Here is a 17,130-nt window from a genome sequence, read left to right as displayed (position 1 = left end):
AACATGCACTCCTAGCGGCACCAACGGGCAAGGTGCCTCTCTCCCGTCAAGAGGAGCAGCTGGCAAAGACCGAATCTAGCGACTCCTATTCGATGCACTATCATGAATTCGAAAAAGGACAAGCTCAACACCCCACGATACTGGACCCACTGAGGAGTTTTTAACTAAAATTGGCGCTCCTCAACACATCAGAAAAAAGCCCCGCAACATCACTGTCGCGGGGCTTCTTTTATCTACCCAACACGTCAAGCGATCCGCTGCTCCGAAGCCGGATCAAACAACAAGGCCTTGGTCAGATCGAACGCCAGCTTCAACGGCTCATTCGGCAAAGCGCCTGCGCGCGGATGCGTGCGGCAAGTCACCGGCGCATCGTTGAAGCGCGCCACCACCAGAGTATCCGGGCCGGTCGGCTCGGTCAGTTCGACGGTGCAGCTGACTTCGGTCGGACGGTAGTTGCCGCCGTGGCCGTTGCTCAGCGGATCTCCGTTGCGAGCGCTCATGGCGTCGGTCACGTGTTCCGGACGAATGCCGAGCACGATGTCGCGACCCACCCATTTGGAAACCGCATCGGCGTTGCCGTTCAGCGGCAGGCTCAGCAAAGTCTTCTGGCCGCCATGCTCCAGTTCGAATGCAGGGGCGGTGCCGTCAGTGGTGAGCTTGCCGCGCAGGAAGTTCATCGACGGCGAGCCGATGAAGCCGGCCACGAACAGGTTGCTTGGCGAGTCGTAAATTTCTTGGGGGCTGCCGAACTGCTGGACCACGCCGTCCTTCATGACGGCGATGCGGTCGCCCAGGGTCATCGCTTCAATCTGGTCATGCGTGACGTAGACGATGGTGCTGCCCAGGCGCTGGTGCATGCGCTTGATTTCGGCGCGCATTTCGACGCGCAGCTTGGCGTCCAGGTTCGACAGCGGTTCGTCGAACAGGAACAGCGAAGGATCGCGTGCGATGGCGCGGCCCATAGCGACACGCTGGCGTTGGCCGCCCGAGAGCAGCGCCGGCTTGCGGTCCAGCAGATGGGTGATCTGCAGGATGTTGGCGACGCGCTCGACGATTTCCTTTTGTTCGGCTTTGGGGATCTTGCGGATGCCGAGGCCGAAGGAAATGTTTTCGCGCACGGTCATGGTCGGGTACAGCGCGTAGGACTGGAACACCATGGCGATGTCGCGCTCTTTCGGGGCGACGTTGTTGACGACGCGGTCGCCGATCATGATCTCGCCTTCGGACACGCTCTCCAAGCCTGCGATCATGTTGAGCAGCGTCGACTTGCCGCAGCCGGAGCCGCCGACCAGGATCAGGAACTGGCCGTCTTCGATTTCGAGGTCGATGCCCTTGAGGACTTCATTACCGTTCGGGTAAACCTTGCGCACGTTGCGAATTGATAAGCTTGCCATTCTCTTACTTCTCCAAATAGATTCTTCTTTTAGCCTTTGACTGCGCCGGCAGTCAAACCACGCACAAAGTATTTACCAGCGAGGATGTACACCAGCAGCGTCGGCAGCGCAGCGATGATCGCCGCTGCCATGTTGACGTTGTACTCGGTCACGCCGGTCGAGGTGTTGACCAGGTTGTTGAGCGCTACGGTCACCGGTTTTGCATCCGAGCCGCCGAACACCACGCCGAACAGGAAGTCGTTCCAGATCTGCGTGAACTGCCAGATGAAGCACACCATGAAAATCGGCAGCGACAGCGGGAAGATGATCTTGCGGTAAGTCAGGAAGAAACCGGCGCCATCGATGCGCGCCGCCTTGACCAGCTCTTCCGGCACGGTCACGTAGTAGTTGCGGAAGAACAGCGTCGTGAACGCAATGCCGTAGACGATATGGACGAAGATCAGGCCGGGCGTCGTATTGGCCAGGTCGAACATGCCCAGCAGACGCGCCATCGGCAGGATCACCACCTGGAACGGGATGAAGCAGCCGACCATCAGTGCCGCGAACAGCGCCTCCGATCCGCGGAAGCGCCAGTGCGCCAGCACGTAGCCGTTGAGCGAGCCGATCAGGGTGGAGATCAGCACGGCCGGGATCGTCATCTTCAGCGAATTCCAGAAGAATGGCGCGAGGCCGCCGCAGTCGACGCCGGTGCAAGCTGTATCCCAGGCTTTGCCCCAGGCGGCAACTGTCGGCGCCATCGGCGGCGCCAGCAGGTTGCTGGTGCGGATTTCGTCGAGCGACTTGAGCGAGGTGGTGATCATCACGTACAGCGGCGCGAGGTAGTACAGCGCCACCAGCACCAGCAGGATGTAGATCAGCACGCGGCCGATGGTGAGCGGCTTGCGCTCCTGGTTCGGGCCCCCTTTGGGAGCGAAGGTATCAACGGCCATTGCGGGTTCCTTTCGTTTCCAGGTACATCAAAGGCACCAGCACGGCCAGCACGGTCGCCAACATCATCACGGCGGACGCGGCGCCGAGGCCGAGCTGTCCGCGCGTGAAGGAGAACTGATACATGAAGATCGCCGGCAAGTCCGACGAGTTGCCGGGTCCGCCGGCGGTCAGCGCCATCACCAGGTCGAAGCTCTTGATGGCGATGTGGCCGAGTACCAGCAGCACGCTGAAGAACACCGGACGTAGCGCCGGAATGACGATGCGGCGATAGATGGTCGGCAAGCTGGCACCGTCGACCATGGCAGCCTTGATGATGGAGTCATCGATGCCGCGCAGACCTGCGAGGAACAGCGCCATCACAAAGCCGGACGACTGCCACACTCCGGCGATGACCACGGTGTAGATCGCCATGTCGGAATTGACCAGCCAGTCGAAATGAAAGTTGAGGAAGCCCCAGTCATGCATCATTTTTTCCAGGCCGAGGCCGGGATTGAGAATCCATTTCCAGGCGGCGCCGGTGACGATGAAGGACAGCGCCATCGGATACAGGTAGACGGCGCGCAGTGCGCCTTCGGCGCGGATCTTCTGGTCCAGCAGGATCGCCATGAACAGGCCGATGGCCAGGCACAGCAGGATGAACAGGCCGCCGAAGATGCCGAGGTTGCTGGCGGCGGTCCACCAGCGGTCGAGCGCGAACAGTCTGGTGTATTGGTCGAAGCCGGCGAATTCGTAGTTGGGCATCAGGCGCGAATTGGTCAGCGACAGATAGCCGGTGAGTGCGATGAAGCCGTAGACAAAGACCAGCGACAAAATGATGGTCGGTGATAAGACCAGGCGCGGCAGCCAGTTGTCGGCCAGCGCGGCGAATTTTCCACTGCGCCGGGACTGGGGTGCGGCTTTGCTACTGTGGGTGCCGGTCGACGACAGGGAAACTGTTGAATTGGACATGCATGTCTCCTGAACCCGGGGAGGTATCGCGAAACCGGTCAAACAATCCTGCCGGCCTTTCACGATGATGGGCGCCCGACCGCTGCGCCCGCCCCGTAAATACCCTGTCCGCAAACACGCCGGAGCGTGCTGCGAGACAGGCCTTATTACACTGCTTCTGATTACTTCTTATTGCTTACTGAGTTTTAGCTGCTTTTGCCAGCGCTTGCACGGCGGCTTGCGAAGTCATGTTGGAGTTCATGAACTTGGCAATCACGTCAAACATCGCGCCTTGCGCTGCCGAGCTGACAGCCATGCCGTGGGCCATGCTTGGCTCCAGGGTATTGGCCTTGCTCGATGCGGCGAAGTCGTCCATCGACTTGGTGGCGCAGCTGTCGAACTTGCCGCGTGGGATATCAGGACGGACCGGGATCGAACCCTTGTTCAGGTTGAAGACTTCCTGGAACTCAGGGCTCATGATGGCGGTTGCCAAGGTCAGCTGGGCCTTTTGCGAATCAGGATTCTTGACCTTGAACATCGCGATCGAGTCGATGTTGAAGGTATAGGACTTGTCGGTGCCCGGTGCTGCTACGCACAGGTAGTCCTTGCCTGGTTGCTTGCCGGCGGTGGTGAACTCGCCCTTGGCCCAGTCGCCCATGAATTGCATGCCGGCCTTGCCGTTGATGACCATGGCAGTCGCCAGGTTCCAATCGCGGCCTGCGGAATCCTTGTCGATGTAGGTCTTGATCTTGCCCAGCGTGTCGAAGGTCTTGACCATGTTGGCGCTGGTCAGGGCTGTCTGATCCAGTTTCACCAGGGCCTTCTGGTAGAAGTCGGCGCCGCCGACGCCGAGGGCGACGGTTTCAAACACGGTGGCGTCTTGCCATGGCTGACCGCCATGCGCAACGGCGACGAAGCCGGCTTTCTTGATCTTTTCTGCTGCGTCGAAGAATTCATCCCAGGTCGTCGGCGTCTTGGCGCCGGCTTTCTTCAGCACGTCCGGGTTGATCCACAGCCAGTTGACGCGGTGAACGTTGACTGGTGCGGCGACATAGTGGCCCTGGTACTTCATCACGCTGGAGACCGACTTCGGCAGCAGGGAATCCCACTTGCCGGCAGTTGCGGCAGAGTCGATGTTGGCCAACACGCCTTCCTGGCCCCACTCTTGAATTGCAGGTCCCTTGATCTGGGCGGCTGTCGGAGGGCTGCCGGCGATGACGCGCGCCTTCAGCGCGGTCGTGGCGTTTTCGCCTGCGCCGCCGGCGACCGCGAAATCCTTCCAGGTCACTCCCTTGGCTTCCATGATTTTTTTCAGCTCGGCAACCGATTTTGCCTCACCGCCGGAGGTCCAGTAATGCAGCACTTCCACTTCCGCGGCATACGCTACGGTGGAAGCTGCGATCAGGCTGGTGGCGATCAGACTTTTTTTAATGGCGTGCTTCAACATCATTTTTATCTCCTGTGTTTGAAAAATTGCCGTCGGCTTGCACCGCGGCAAGGTCTTGGTTCCCTGGGGAAGAGAACTTGCTGTTGGTACGGCGGTGTTTTTGGAACACTCTTTGTTAACATCACTTTAGTAAAACTACAAAAATTGCCTTAATAAATTTAATTATTAGGACGAACTCCCGTCGCTCGCTTGTAATTGTAGTAATGCTACAGTAACATTGCAATATAAGTTTTGTTTAATTACATAGAAATCTCATGCAAGTCATACAAGAAGAAGCATGCTTGTTCAATTTCGTCCTGTTTGGAGCGACAGGCGACCTGGCAATGCGGAAGATTCTTCCGGCGTTGTTCTCCGCGCATCTTGATGGCAAATTGCATCAGGACGGCCGCATCATTTGCGTCGCCAAGCAGGACTTGAATCAGGAGTCCTATCTTGACTGGGTTCACACCCAGGCCGGCCCGCATGTCGGCGAAGGCATTGCCAATAAGAACGCCGACCAATGGCAAAGTTTTTTGCGCCGCGTTACTTATGTGGCGCTGGACGCGACCCGCGCCGCGGACTACGCGTTGCTCGGCGAACAACTGAACAACCAGGCCGTCACGGTGTATTACCTGGCGACGTCGCCGAAACTGTTCGAACCCATCTGCAACCACCTGGCCGCCAGCAGCATTGCGCTGGACAACGCCCGCGTGGTGCTGGAAAAGCCGCTCGGCCACGATCTGGCGTCTTCCCGCGCGATCAACGACGCCGTGGCGCGGGTGTTCGCCGAAGACCAGATCTATCGCATCGATCACTACCTGGGCAAGGAGTCGGTACAGAACTTGCTGGCGTTACGTTTTGCCAACAGCCTGTTTGAACCGCTGTGGCGGCGCGAGTCGATCGAGCACGTGCAACTGACCATCGCCGAGCAGCTCGGCGTGGAAGGCCGCGGCGAGTTCTACGACGGCACCGGCGCCTTGCGCGACATGGTGCAGAACCATTTGCTGCAGCTGCTGTGCATGGTGGCGATGGAACCTCCGACTTCGCTTGATGCCAATGCTATACGGGATGAGAAAGTGCGCGTGCTGCGCGCGCTCAGGCCGTTCAGCCGCGACGACCTGGAAACCCGCGCCGTGCGCGGCCAGTACGCCGCCGGCGCGGTGCGCGGCCAGGCGGTCGGCGGGTATCACCAGGAAGCCGGGATTTCGCCGCAGTCGAAGACCGAGAGCTTCATCGCGCTGCATGCCGAGATCAACAACTGGCGCTGGGCCGGCGTGCCGTTTTTCCTGCGCACCGGCAAGCGGCTTGCTGAACGCACCGCGGAGATCGTGATCACCTTCAAGCCGATCCCGCACGCGATCCTGCCGATGCCGCAAGGCGTGGAAAGCAGCAACCGGCTGGTGATCCGCCTGCAGCCCGAGGAATCGATACAGTTGCACTGCTTCGCCAAGCAACCCGGCGACAGCATGACGATACAGCCGGTGGCGCTGGACCTGGCTTTCGACCAGGCCTTCAAGCAAAAGCGAGCGGATGCTTACGAGCGCCTGCTGCTGGACGTGATTCGCGGCAACCTCGCGCTGTTCGTGCGGCGCGATGAGCAGGAAGCGGCATGGCGCTGGGTGGAACCATTGTTGAACCATTGGCAGAGCACTGCTGCGCTGCCGAAATCTTATCTTGCTGGAAGTTGGGGACCCAGTGCATCGTCGGCGATGATGTCCCGCGCCGGCGCGCACTGGCCAGAAGACCGGTGATGGCCACGGATTTGCGCAAAGCGAGCTAATATACGCCCACCAAAAATAAAAGCACCGCATAGTTCGACCGCGCACAGTCTCACCGATACGCACAACAGTTTTTTTTCGGAAAGTTTTACTACATGTCTTCAGCATCGCTCATACATGGCAGCTACAACCCGTCGAACACCTTTATGGATGGTCCGCGTTTGTTGGCTGACATCGGCGGCACCAACGCGCGCTTCGCGCTGGAACGCGCTCCCGGACAGATAGATACGATCCAGACCTTGCGTTGCGCCGACTATGCGGAGTTTTCGCAGGCCGCCAAGGCTTACCTGGAAACCAATGAACATCCGGCGATCCACCATGCGGCGATCGCGATCGCCAATCCGGTGCAAGGCGACCACATCAAGATGACCAATCATCATTGGGCGTTTTCGATTGAAGAGACGCGCAAGCTGCTCGGCCTCGATACGCTGCTGGTGGTCAACGATTTCACCGCGCTGTCGATGGCGCTGCCGCATCTGGAGCAATCGCATTGCGTGCAGATCGGCGGCGGACAGGGACTGGAAGGCGGCGTGATCGGGCTGGTCGGCGCCGGCACCGGCCTCGGCGTCGGCGGCCTGATCCCGAGCGAAGGACGCTGGATCGCGCTGGGCAGCGAAGGCGGTCACGTGTCGTTCTCGCCGGCCGATGAAAAAGAAGCGGCGATCCTGCAATATTGCTGGCGCACTTATAAGCACGTCTCGGCTGAACGCCTGATCTCCGGCCCCGGCCTGGAAATGATTTACGGCGCCTTGTGCGAAATCAACAAGATCAGCAATCCGGAAGAACTGTCGGCGCCGCAAATCGTCGACCGCGCACTGAACCAGAAAGACCCGCTGTGCCTGGAAGTGGTCGACTGCTTCTGCGGCATGCTCGGCACGCTGGCGTCGAATGTCGCAGTCACGCTCGGCACGCTGGGCGGCATCTACATCGGCGGCGGCGTGGTGCCGCACCTGGGCGACTACTTTGCGCGCTCGGCCTTCCGCGCACGCTTTGAAAGCAAGGGGCGCTTCGACGCCTACATGCAAAAGATCCCGACTTTCGTCATCACCGCGCCTTACCCGGCGTTCGTCGGCGTCGCCGCGATTCTGGCGGAGCGTCTCGGCGGCGGCAATGCGGTGCCGTTCCTGGAACGCATCCGCAAGGCGCGCTCGCAGTTCTCGCCGGCCGAAGAACGCGTGGCCAGCCTGATCCTGGCGCATCCGCGCGCGGTCATGAGCGAACCGATTTCGGAAATCGCCCGCCGCGCCAATGTCAGCCAGCCGACCGTGATCCGTTTCTGCCGCACCATGGGTTGCCAGGGTCTGGCCGATTTCAAACTGAAACTGGCCTCGGGCGTCACCGGCACCGTGCCGGTCGCGCACAGCCAGGTACATGTCGGCGACTCCGCGCTGGACGTTGGCGTGAAGGTGGTCGACAACACCATCGCCGCGATGATGGAAGTCCGCGACAGCCTCAATGCGGACACGCTGAGCAAGGTCATCGAAGTGCTGAGTCACGCCACGCGCGTGGAGTTCTACGGCTTCGGCAGCTGCGGCCTGGTGGCGGAAGACGCGCAACAGAAATTCTTCCGCCTCGGCATTCCGTCGACCGCCTACACCGATCCGCAATTGCAGGAAGTCTCGGCCTCGCTGCTGAAGAACACCGACGTCGCGGTCATCATCTCCAACTCGGGCCGCCTGCGCCATCTGGCAACCACGGTCGAAGTCGCGGTGAACTCCGGCGCCACCATCATCGCGCTGGCGCCGAGCAATTCGCAATTGGCCAAGCGCGCCGACTACACGCTGGCGGTCGAGCACGATGAAGGCAGCATGATGCACATCCCGATGGTGTCGCGCATCCTGCTGCTGTTGCTGGTAGACGTGCTGGCAGTGGGCGTGTCGCTGAACCGCTCGAGCCCGTTCGCAGAGCTCCAGCGCCAGGCCAAGCGCGGCATCTTGGCGCACATCGCCTCGACGCACGACGTCATCGGCGACAAAGTCTCGGCAGCCGACGATCATCCGGTGGAAAAGCACGGCGACGAAGGCAACAAACCCAATCTGATTTCGCACACCAAGTAGCACCAGGGAAGCGGCGGAGACAGGAAGCCTGGCTGCAGATGCAGTACCGGGCTTCCACATAAAAACAAACCGGCAAGGCCTGTTGGGCTTGCCGGTTTTTCTTTGAAGAGCACCGAAGCCTGCTTCAACGACGCGGCACTGCCTTGGCGTGGGGAATTGTGCAATGGTCCCGATCGCTGCATGCAGTTTTGCATTCCGGCGCAGGATCATTATCAGTAATGGTGACACCGCCAGGAAAATGCCCGCTGTTCCAGGTGCGCAGGAGAATGCGATCAAGCACCGTGCGAGCGCACAACTTGCGGTTATATTGCGCCACCAACCCGGTACCGATACGATCTATCCTTTCCTGAACATCCTTGAGCTCAGGATTACCGCGTACGGAGAAACCTGCAACGATGGTTTTCAGCGACGCGAAGTCCACTGACGCCAATCGCATGTTCGACAGTATCTCGAGACTGCCGCAGTCACCGCTACCCGGTCCGCAGGACTGACCGATCAAAGCCAGCGAAGTCATCCGAATCGTCCGCAGTTGCGGATTATCCCCAATGCTCACACTTTTCCCGACCGATATCGGAGAGGTGATCGAGAGCATCTTGAGTTGCTGGTGGGCCTGGATGCTGACGTCCCCACCGATCGTTTTCAATGAACGGAAGTCGAAAGGTTCAACAATTTCGTCGTTCAGGGGTATCTGCTCTTGCTTGCTGCCGAGATTCGCATTCTTGATCAACGTCAGATTGCCGCCAATTCCCGCGAGCCCTGGAAATACGAGGCGATCCAGAGCGGCATTGCCAACGGCGCTGAGTTCCCCGCCGATCGTCGTCAGGAAAGGTATAGCGACGGTGTGAATTTTCGCACTTCGGTCGACGCTTATGCTCCCCGTCACCTCTTCCAGATATGGCAGGATGACAGCCGCGACCGGACCGTGAATGTACAGGTCCCCGTGGATTTTTCGATAGTGTCCTGTCTCGAACAATTGCAGCTGACGGTTTGCGTCGTCGATGTTGGACGCATCAATGAACACGCTCCCCTCGTAGGTGCGCCCTGTCATCTTGTTGTCGGGCCACTGGGAAACGCAGCGTGTGTGCATGCCGTCGCCAGGGACAGTCACTCCGCGCTGGAAGTCCACGCCATAAAAATCCGAACCGACGCGGTGCAAGTCTGCCGTACTGCTGCTCAGGTACAGCTCGCCCGAAAAGAGCGGATCGAGGTAAGGACGGCTTTGCCCTGCGCTCACCAGGCTCAGAAGTTCATGCTGCGCAGGGACGCGCCAGCGCTTGCCGCCCAGGCCCGATCCGAGACAAGCATCCGCCAGGGCATTGGCGTCGTTGGCATGCACCGTCTGCTTTTGCCATCCCAGTCCGGTGGCATTGTCTTCGACCCAGCTTCCCCGGTCGGTGTAATGACTGTCTGGTTTGGCCTCGTAAAAGTCTGCGACGCACAGAACACCGGCCAGATTGCCCTTTGCGTTTCTGGAAAAACTTCTCCCGTCAAGGAAGTCGATGAGCCAATACGAATCCTTGTCGGCGCCGTTGATATCGGATGGCGTCGCAGTCCAATAGGGGCCCGAACGGATGCCAGGCAGACGATCGTGGTCAACGACCGGGTTGGCATATTTGTAGTTAACGAGCGTCTGCAGTTGCTGCCTCGTGGGGATCTGCATCTCTGGTCCGCCCAAGCTTTTACAATAACTTCGGGCGTCTTCGAAAGTCTTGCCGACCGGTAGCGCGAAAGATCTCTTGCTCCACAGCAAACCGGTTGCATCGTCTAACAGGGTGAGTTCATTCTCGGACGACCATTTCGGCGCATCCATCACCGGTTGCCTTGTTCCGTTGACGGTACGGGTAATACGCCACTCCGCACCGGGGAGCAACGGTTTGTCGCTTTTCTGATGTGTCGTCGCACACGCCGTCAACAAAACAGCCGCCAAAAGCAGGAATGCAAATCCGATCTTGCGATAGCTTTTCAACACAGCACCTCCCCCGAGTATTTCGCCTTGTCATATGCCAACCCCGGCTATCGCCGTGCGCTGAATATACGGCATCGGGTGCAGGAAAGGTAGTGCCGGGAAACTTGCGGAAGGAAACCCGCCCACGTGCAACGCATCGAGCCAATAAAAAAGCCCGCTCAACATCGAACGGGCCAAGAGGGGGAGTTCCTCAGGATGTCACTACACCTACGACTACTCTGCGTTACGTGTGCCGCCCGACTAAAGTACAGCACGTTTGCTGCAGACCTGCGCGGGACGATTCCATCGCAACTATTAACGATGGAATCATGCCCGCGAGGAGGTTGCCGGAATCACGCGATCCCGGGCTTGTCTTGCATTAGAACGAGTGGCTGATGCCAGTGTAGAACGCGTTCTGGTTTTGGCCCTTGATGCCGCCGCCGCCGTATTCGACCGAGAAGTCGGAGTTGGCGCCGTTACGAACGGTACCGACGGTCGCGTACAGCAAAGTGCGCTTGGACAGGCTGTAGTTGCCGCCAACGACGAACAGGTTCGCGCTACCGACACCCGCGTTCACGTTCACGTGGTATGCCGCGCCGATCAGGGTCAGAGCCGGAGTGATCTGGTAGTTCGCGCCGAGCCAGTAGTGGTTGGCGCGATCAGGCGAACCTGTCGCAACGGAATTGGCACGCAGGTTTTCATAACCGGCGAACAGTTTCAGCTTGTCGATGGTCACGGTGCCGCCCAGTGTCAGCTCTTTGGAAGAAGCGAACAGTGTCGAATATTGGCCGTTGGTGTCGCGTTGCACGTCATAGATGGCGCGCAGTTCATAGGTCGGCTGCACATACGCCAGCGAAATACCATCGCGGCTGCCGTTATTGGAAACGACGCCTGGCGCTGTCGGCACACCCTTCGTGAAGGAACCTGCTGCCTCGCCGAAGCCGTGCATCACGGTTGCAGTGAAGCCGCCGAAGTTTGGCGATTCATAGCTGACCATGTTGTTGGTTTGCGGCCAGTTGCGTTCCTTGACCAGTGTCGCCGTGCTCAGCGCTTGCTGGCCGGTCGGATCCAGCGCCCAGATCGGATCGCTTTGGATTGCCAGGTCTTTACCCATTTTCAGGGTACCGGCCGAGCCGCTCAGGCCGACGAAGGAACGACGTGTCCACAGACCCGAACCGCCGTTGACCTGACCGGTCGATGCGTCAAAACCGTTTTCCAGTGTGAAAATTGCTTTCAGACCGCCGCCCAGATCTTCGTTGCCCTTGAAGCCGAACATGCTGGTGCCCCATTCGTTGCCGTCAATACCCCATTTGCTGCCGCGGCTGCCATTGGCGCCGGCCTGGTTGCTTTGGTAATTGATACCGGCGTCGATACGGCCGTAGATGGTGACGTTAGTCTGAGCCTGAGCGCTTGCGCATGCGCCGGCCATGACGGCAGCAATAGCGAGCGGCTTCGCAATGAATGCGACTTTTGATGCTTTTTTCATTTCATCTCCTAAATTTGCTTGTGGGGACTTCCACTATTTTTCGAGCATTGCACTCGAATTCTTTTTATGGGCATTGTTTCCACACATCCATGTGATGGCTGTGTTTCTTTTTGCCTCTCTACATTTTATGTAGTTTTACTAAAAATTTTATTTAATTCTACACATTAAAAAATTATTTTCCACGATTTTTTTACCGCAACTACATAGATTCAATAGATTTATTGGGAATTACAACAGTTTGGAGGCTCTTGAATGAGGAATATGTGTACTAATGCTACAAGTAGCTTTGCTACTTATCCTTAGTTTTAAAACTACATTTTTGGTTTGAGTGTGTTGCCGGTGCGAACTTAGTCTTTCCGGACAGGATGATTTTTGCGGCAGAGGGCGTGGTACCTGCTGACAACAAAGGAATCGCATCCGAAGCTTCTCCGGACAGCACAAAAAGCGAAGGCCCGACAAACTGCCGGGCCTTCTATATAGAGAACAAGAAAAACAAGCTTGCGATACCACGCGATCAGTCGGCGACGCGCACCACCACCTTGCCGAAATTGCATCCTTCCAGCAAACCGATGAAGGCTGCCGGCGCATTCTCGATGCCAGCCACGACATCTTCCTTCAGCTTGACCCGCCCGGCGGCAACCCACTCACTCATGTCGCGCTGAAATTCCTCGTAGCCGTCGGCATAGTGATCAAGAATGATGAATCCCTGCACCCGGATGCGCCGAAACACCAGCGCACTCAGCAACTGAGGCAAGCGGTCGGGAGCAGACGACACCCCTGTTTCATTGTAATGAGCGATCGATCCCGATACCGGAACGCGCGCATGATCATTGAGCAGCGGCAGCACGGCGTCGAACACCGCACCGCCGACGCTCTCGTGATAGATGTCGATTCCGTCCGGGCATGCTTCAGCCAGCTTCCGCGCAAAGTCCGGATCGCGCCGGTCCAGACAGGCGTCAAAGCCGAGTTCATCAACGACGTAACGGCATTTGTCCGCCCCGCCGGCGATGCCGATCACGCGCGCGCCCTTTATCTTCCCGATTTGCCCGAGCACCGAACCCACGGCGCCGCTGGCCGCCGCTACGACCACCGTTTCCCCGGGGATGGGTTGGCCGATCTTGAGTAGTGCGTGATAGGCAGTGAAACCGGGCATGCCCAGTACACTCAATGCATAAGAAGGATGGGCGGCATCGCCGAGCCGAGTCAGATCGCTGCCGTCGGATAAGGCGTATTCCTGCCAGCCGTCGAAGCCCAGCACCAGTTCTCCCTTGCGGAATTGCGGATGACGGGAATCCACGACGCGACTGACGGTGCCTCCCACCATGACATCACCCGGCGCCAGCGGCGGTGCGTAAGAAGCGGCGTCGCTCATGCGGCCGCGCATGTAAGGGTCGAGTGAAAGATATACGGTCTGCAACAGCAACTGTCCATCCGAAGGTGCGGGAATGGCGACCTCCTCCAGGCGAAAGTCCCGGGGGAGCGGCGCCCCATCCGGACGATGCGCCAGCACGACGCGGCGATTGAGCAGGGGGTATTGCGGCATAAATTTCTCCTTTCAATAAGCGGATGAATTTCAATATTAATAGACCGGTCGTCTACAAATAAGACAAATAAAAGGCCGCCAAACACTTCCGCATATTGGCGGCCACTATAAATACGGAATCAGCCCGGCGAATCTGGAAGCCCCAGCAATTGCCGGGTGCTCGCCATTGTCGTGTCCAGCGGACCGCGATTGCGACTGATCTTGACCATCAGGCTGCCGCCCAGCCATAACTGATACAGCGTTGCCGCCAGCGCGGCGGGGTCTTGCGTTACCTGCAAGGATTGATCGGCCTTGCCTTCACCGATACAGCGCATGACGCGATCGATAATGCCGCGCGTGCCCCACTCCAGCGTCGCGCGCATGCTTTCTGACAGATCCGCGACCTCGGCGCTGAGCTTGACCGCCAGGCAGCGCTGATCGGGATCGTCGCCGGTCTGGGTATCAAGCCAGTACTGCCAGTAACGCATCAGCCGTTGCGCCGCCGGATCGCGACCGCCCAGCAAGACATCGAGCTGCGCATGGTGACCGGTGAAATACCAGGTCAGCAAGGCGTCGCCAAAAGCTTCCTTGGACGCGAAGTAGTGATAGAAGGAGCCTTTGGGGATCTTCGCAGCCGCCAGCAACTCCGTCAGCCCGACCGCCGTGAAGCCCTTTTCCAACATCAGGGACTTGGCGACGTCGAGCATGTGCTGGCGCAGATCAGGGGTGGAGGTGGTCATGCACGCATCTTAACCAATGATTAGACCGGTCGTCTACAAAAATCTTTGGAATGAGATTTTCACTGTCGAGATAAAACTAAATGCCCACAAAAAAGGGCTTACGTTTTACCGTAAGCCCTTGATATTGCTGGTGGCCCCCCCGTGAGTCGAACACGGCACCAACGGATTATGAGTCCGCTGCTCTAACCAAGCATGAGCTAGGGGGCCTGAGTCTGACCGGGACCGGGATCCCGCTCTGACTTAGTTACCTTCCAGGAAGCTCTTCAGCTTGTCGGAGCGTGAAGGATGGCGCAGCTTGCGCAGCGCTTTTGCCTCTATTTGACGAATGCGCTCACGCGTGACGTCGAATTGCTTGCCGACTTCTTCCAGGGTGTGGTCGGTCGACATTTCGATGCCGAAACGCATGCGCAGCACCTTGGCTTCGCGTGGCGTCAGGGAGTCGAGGATGTCCTTGACCACACCGCGCATCGACGCGTGCAACGCTGCATCGGCCGGGGCCAAGGTGTTGTTGTCCTCGATGAAGTCGCCCAGGTGCGAATCGTCGTCGTCGCCGATCGGCGTTTCCATGGAGATCGGTTCCTTCGCGATCTTCATGATCTTGCGGATCTTGTCTTCCGGCATTTCCATCTTGATGGCCAGCGTCGCCGGATCGGGTTCTGCACCTGTTTCCTGCAGGATCTGACGCGAGATGCGGTTCATCTTGTTGATGGTTTCGATCATATGCACCGGGATACGGATGGTGCGCGCCTGGTCGGCGATCGAACGCGTGATGGCCTGACGGATCCACCATGTGGCATAGGTCGAGAACTTGTAGCCGCGACGGTATTCGAACTTGTCCACTGCCTTCATCAGGCCGATGTTGCCTTCCTGGATCAGATCGAGGAATTGCAGGCCGCGGTTGGTGTACTTCTTGGCGATCGAGATCACGAGACGCAGGTTGGCCTCGGTCATTTCACGCTTGGCCATGCGCGCCTTCTTCTCGCCGGCGCCCATCTTCTTGTTGATGCCACGCAGGTCCGGCAGCGGCAGCACGACGCGCGCTTGCAGGTCGATCAGCTTCTGTTGCAGTTCCTTGATGGCCGGCACGTTACGGGCCAGCACGACGCTATAGGCGTGGTTGCCGCTGACTTCGCCGTCAACCCAGTCCAGGTTGATTTCGTTGCCCGGGAAAACCTTGATGAAATGCGCGCGCGGCATGTTGCACTTGTTGACGGCGACGTCGAGGATCTGGCGCTCGATCTGGCGCACTTCGTCGACTTGCGCACGCAGCGTGTCGCACAGCTTTTCCACGACCTTGGCGGTGAAACGAATGCCCAGCAACTCGTTGGAAATGATTTCCTGCGCCTTGACGTACGGCTTGGAGTTGTAGCCTTCTTTCTCGAAGGCCTTGCGCATGTTGTCGAACTGGGTCGAGATGGTGGCGAACTTGCCCAGCGCATCGCGCTTGAGCTGTTCCAGCTGCTCGGCCGAGAAACCTGCCGCGCCGGAATTATTGCTTTCGCCTTCTTCTTCCTCTTCCTCGCCGTCTTCTTCGTCGTCCTCTTCGTCTTCTTCATCCGAAGCTGCGGCGACAACGACTTCGCCTTCACTCATGTCAACCAGGCCGTCGACGATTTCGTCGACCTTGATTTCATCTTTCGAGATCTTGTCGGCGGCAACCAGAATTTCGGCGATCGTGGTCGGACAAGCCGAGATCGCCTGGATCATGTCCTTGAGGCCGTCTTCGATGCGCTTGGCGATTTCGATTTCGCCTTCGCGGGTCAGCAGTTCGACCGAGCCCATTTCACGCATGTACATGCGGACCGGGTCGGTGGTGCGGCCGAAATCGGAGTCGACGGTCGACAGCGCTGCTTCGGCCGCGGCTTCTGCATCATCGTCGCTGGCGACGTTGGCGACATTGTCGGACAGCAGCAATGTTTCAGCATCAGGCGCGTGTTCATACACGGAGATGCCCATGTCATTGAAGGTGCCGATGATGCCTTCGATCGCTTCCGGGTCGACGATGTTTTCCGGCAGGTGATCGTTGATTTCGGAGAAGGTCAGGTAGCCGCGCTCCTTACCCTGTTTGATCAGGGTCTTGAGCTTTTGGCGGCGACGCTCGAGTTCTTCTTCGGTGGCTTCGGTATCGGACGAAAACGCGTCTTTCAGCAGCGCCTTTTCCTTGGCCTTGCGGTCCTTGGCCTTGGCCTTGTCGACGGCCTTGAGTTCAGCGCGCTCGACGGCGTTCAACGCGGCGATTTCGTCGTTCTCGGGCTGGAATTCCTTCGGCTTGCGGCCACGGCGGCCGGGCACCTTGACGGACGGCAAAATGTAGCCGGACGTGTCGATGGCTGCCAGTGCGGCGGCGTCGGTCGTCTGGCTGACGCCAGGCGCGATCATGACGCTGACGTCTTTGGCTTCGCTCTTGGCTGCTGCTTTGACGGCAGGCTTAGCGGTTTTCGGTTCAGGTTTCTTGGTTGTCACAGAAGCTTTCGATTGCACAGAAGCCGGCTTGACGCTGGCTTCAGATAAGTTCTTCTTCGTTGGCGTTGCAGCCGCCTTGGTAGTCGCTTTGGCGATTACCGGCGCTGCAGCGCGAACCGCCGTAGAAGCAGGTTTGGCACTGGTTTTTTTCGCCGAGGCTGTCAATGCAGCTTTCGCCGGCGAGCTTGTTGCCCTTACTGCCGTCGCCGTTGCTTTGCCGGTGGGCTTTGCAGCAGCTGTTTTCTTCGGGACCGATCGTGATACGGGGGTCGACTTGCTTGCCGGCTTGACGGCCGGCTTGGTGTTTTTAGCGGAAGGTGTCGGAGTTTTTGCGGTTTTCTTCATTGCATCTGCCATAGAATCAAAGCCAAGTGAGTCAAACTCATTGCGCCAATAAAACCATGCTCTTCCTGCATTTCATATCACTTGGATACGATTTGCCCGCGCAACGTTCCTAAATCT

Annotated in this window: 12 protein-coding genes and 1 tRNA gene; 3 read left to right on the top strand and 10 right to left on the bottom strand. The window is 58.5% G+C overall.

Annotated elements, in window-relative coordinates; translation table 11 throughout:
- Positions 1 to 245: 245 nt before the first annotated feature.
- The 4 genes from F506_RS07195 to F506_RS07180 form a co-directional block, all read right to left on the bottom strand.
- Positions 246 to 1,394 carry an ABC transporter ATP-binding protein gene (locus F506_RS07195; RefSeq protein ID WP_053196150.1) on the bottom strand — a complete coding sequence of 383 codons (1,149 nt, stop codon included), beginning with the start codon at positions 1,392 to 1,394 and terminating at the stop codon, positions 246 to 248.
- Positions 1,395 to 1,423: 29 nt separating this feature from the next.
- Positions 1,424 to 2,323: a carbohydrate ABC transporter permease gene (locus F506_RS07190; RefSeq protein WP_053196148.1), complete on the bottom strand. Its 900-nt coding sequence runs from the start codon at positions 2,321 to 2,323 to the stop codon at positions 1,424 to 1,426.
- The gene (locus tag F506_RS07185; RefSeq protein ID WP_053196146.1) at positions 2,313 to 3,272 is read right to left on the bottom strand and encodes a carbohydrate ABC transporter permease; all 960 of its coding nucleotides are present in this window, start codon (positions 3,270 to 3,272) and stop codon (positions 2,313 to 2,315) included. Before F506_RS07185 ends, F506_RS07190 begins: the two co-directional genes overlap by 11 nt.
- A gap of 175 nt (positions 3,273 to 3,447) precedes the next feature.
- Entirely contained in the window at positions 3,448 to 4,701 is a 1,254-nt protein-coding gene (locus tag F506_RS07180) for an ABC transporter substrate-binding protein (protein WP_053196144.1), read from the bottom strand.
- Between the two features lie 251 nt (positions 4,702 to 4,952).
- On the opposite strand from F506_RS07180, the gene zwf reads away from it, so the two are divergent.
- A complete protein-coding gene (zwf, locus tag F506_RS07175; protein WP_053196142.1) occupies positions 4,953 to 6,428 on the top strand; it encodes a glucose-6-phosphate dehydrogenase in 1,476 nt (491 codons plus the stop codon).
- 122 nt (positions 6,429 to 6,550) lie between these two features.
- On the top strand, positions 6,551 to 8,512 hold the full coding sequence (locus F506_RS07170; protein ID WP_053196140.1) for a glucokinase: 1,962 nt from the start codon (positions 6,551 to 6,553) through the stop codon (positions 8,510 to 8,512).
- 124 nt (positions 8,513 to 8,636) lie between these two features.
- Here the strand turns inward: F506_RS07170 and F506_RS07165 are convergent, their stop codons facing one another.
- From F506_RS07165 to rpoD, 6 genes are all read right to left on the bottom strand, one after another.
- Positions 8,637 to 10,478, bottom strand: coding sequence for an Lcl C-terminal domain-containing protein (locus F506_RS07165; protein ID WP_144424007.1), 1,842 nt, complete (start codon positions 10,476 to 10,478; stop codon positions 8,637 to 8,639).
- A 358-nt stretch (positions 10,479 to 10,836) separates the two neighbouring features.
- Positions 10,837 to 11,943 (bottom strand): porin, encoded by a 1,107-nt coding sequence (locus F506_RS07160; RefSeq protein ID WP_053196137.1) that lies wholly within the window; start codon positions 11,941 to 11,943, stop codon positions 10,837 to 10,839.
- Between the two features lie 514 nt (positions 11,944 to 12,457).
- The gene (locus tag F506_RS07155) at positions 12,458 to 13,486 is read right to left on the bottom strand and encodes an NADP-dependent oxidoreductase (RefSeq protein ID WP_053196135.1); all 1,029 of its coding nucleotides are present in this window, start codon (positions 13,484 to 13,486) and stop codon (positions 12,458 to 12,460) included.
- A gap of 119 nt (positions 13,487 to 13,605) precedes the next feature.
- Complete coding sequence (locus F506_RS07150) at positions 13,606 to 14,205, bottom strand: TetR/AcrR family transcriptional regulator (RefSeq protein ID WP_053196133.1); 600 nt, start codon at positions 14,203 to 14,205, stop codon at positions 13,606 to 13,608.
- Positions 14,206 to 14,333: 128 nt separating this feature from the next.
- Positions 14,334 to 14,412 (bottom strand) — tRNA-Ile (locus F506_RS07145).
- A 33-nt stretch (positions 14,413 to 14,445) separates the two neighbouring features.
- A complete protein-coding gene (gene rpoD / locus F506_RS07140; RefSeq protein WP_235471414.1) occupies positions 14,446 to 16,668 on the bottom strand; it encodes an RNA polymerase sigma factor RpoD in 2,223 nt (740 codons plus the stop codon).
- Here rpoD and F506_RS23620 point away from each other — a divergent pair.
- A complete protein-coding gene (locus F506_RS23620) occupies positions 16,583 to 17,065 on the top strand; it encodes a hypothetical protein (protein ID WP_235471578.1) in 483 nt (160 codons plus the stop codon). The genes rpoD and F506_RS23620 overlap by 86 nt on opposite strands.
- Positions 17,066 to 17,130: the final 65 nt, after the last annotated feature.

Origin of the sequence: Herbaspirillum hiltneri N3 (assembly GCF_001267925.1) — a bacterium.
Taxonomy (GTDB): domain Bacteria; phylum Pseudomonadota; class Gammaproteobacteria; order Burkholderiales; family Burkholderiaceae_D; genus Herbaspirillum; species Herbaspirillum hiltneri.
Note: the sequence above shows the minus strand (reverse complement) of the source record. Positions and strands in the feature narration are given on the sequence as shown.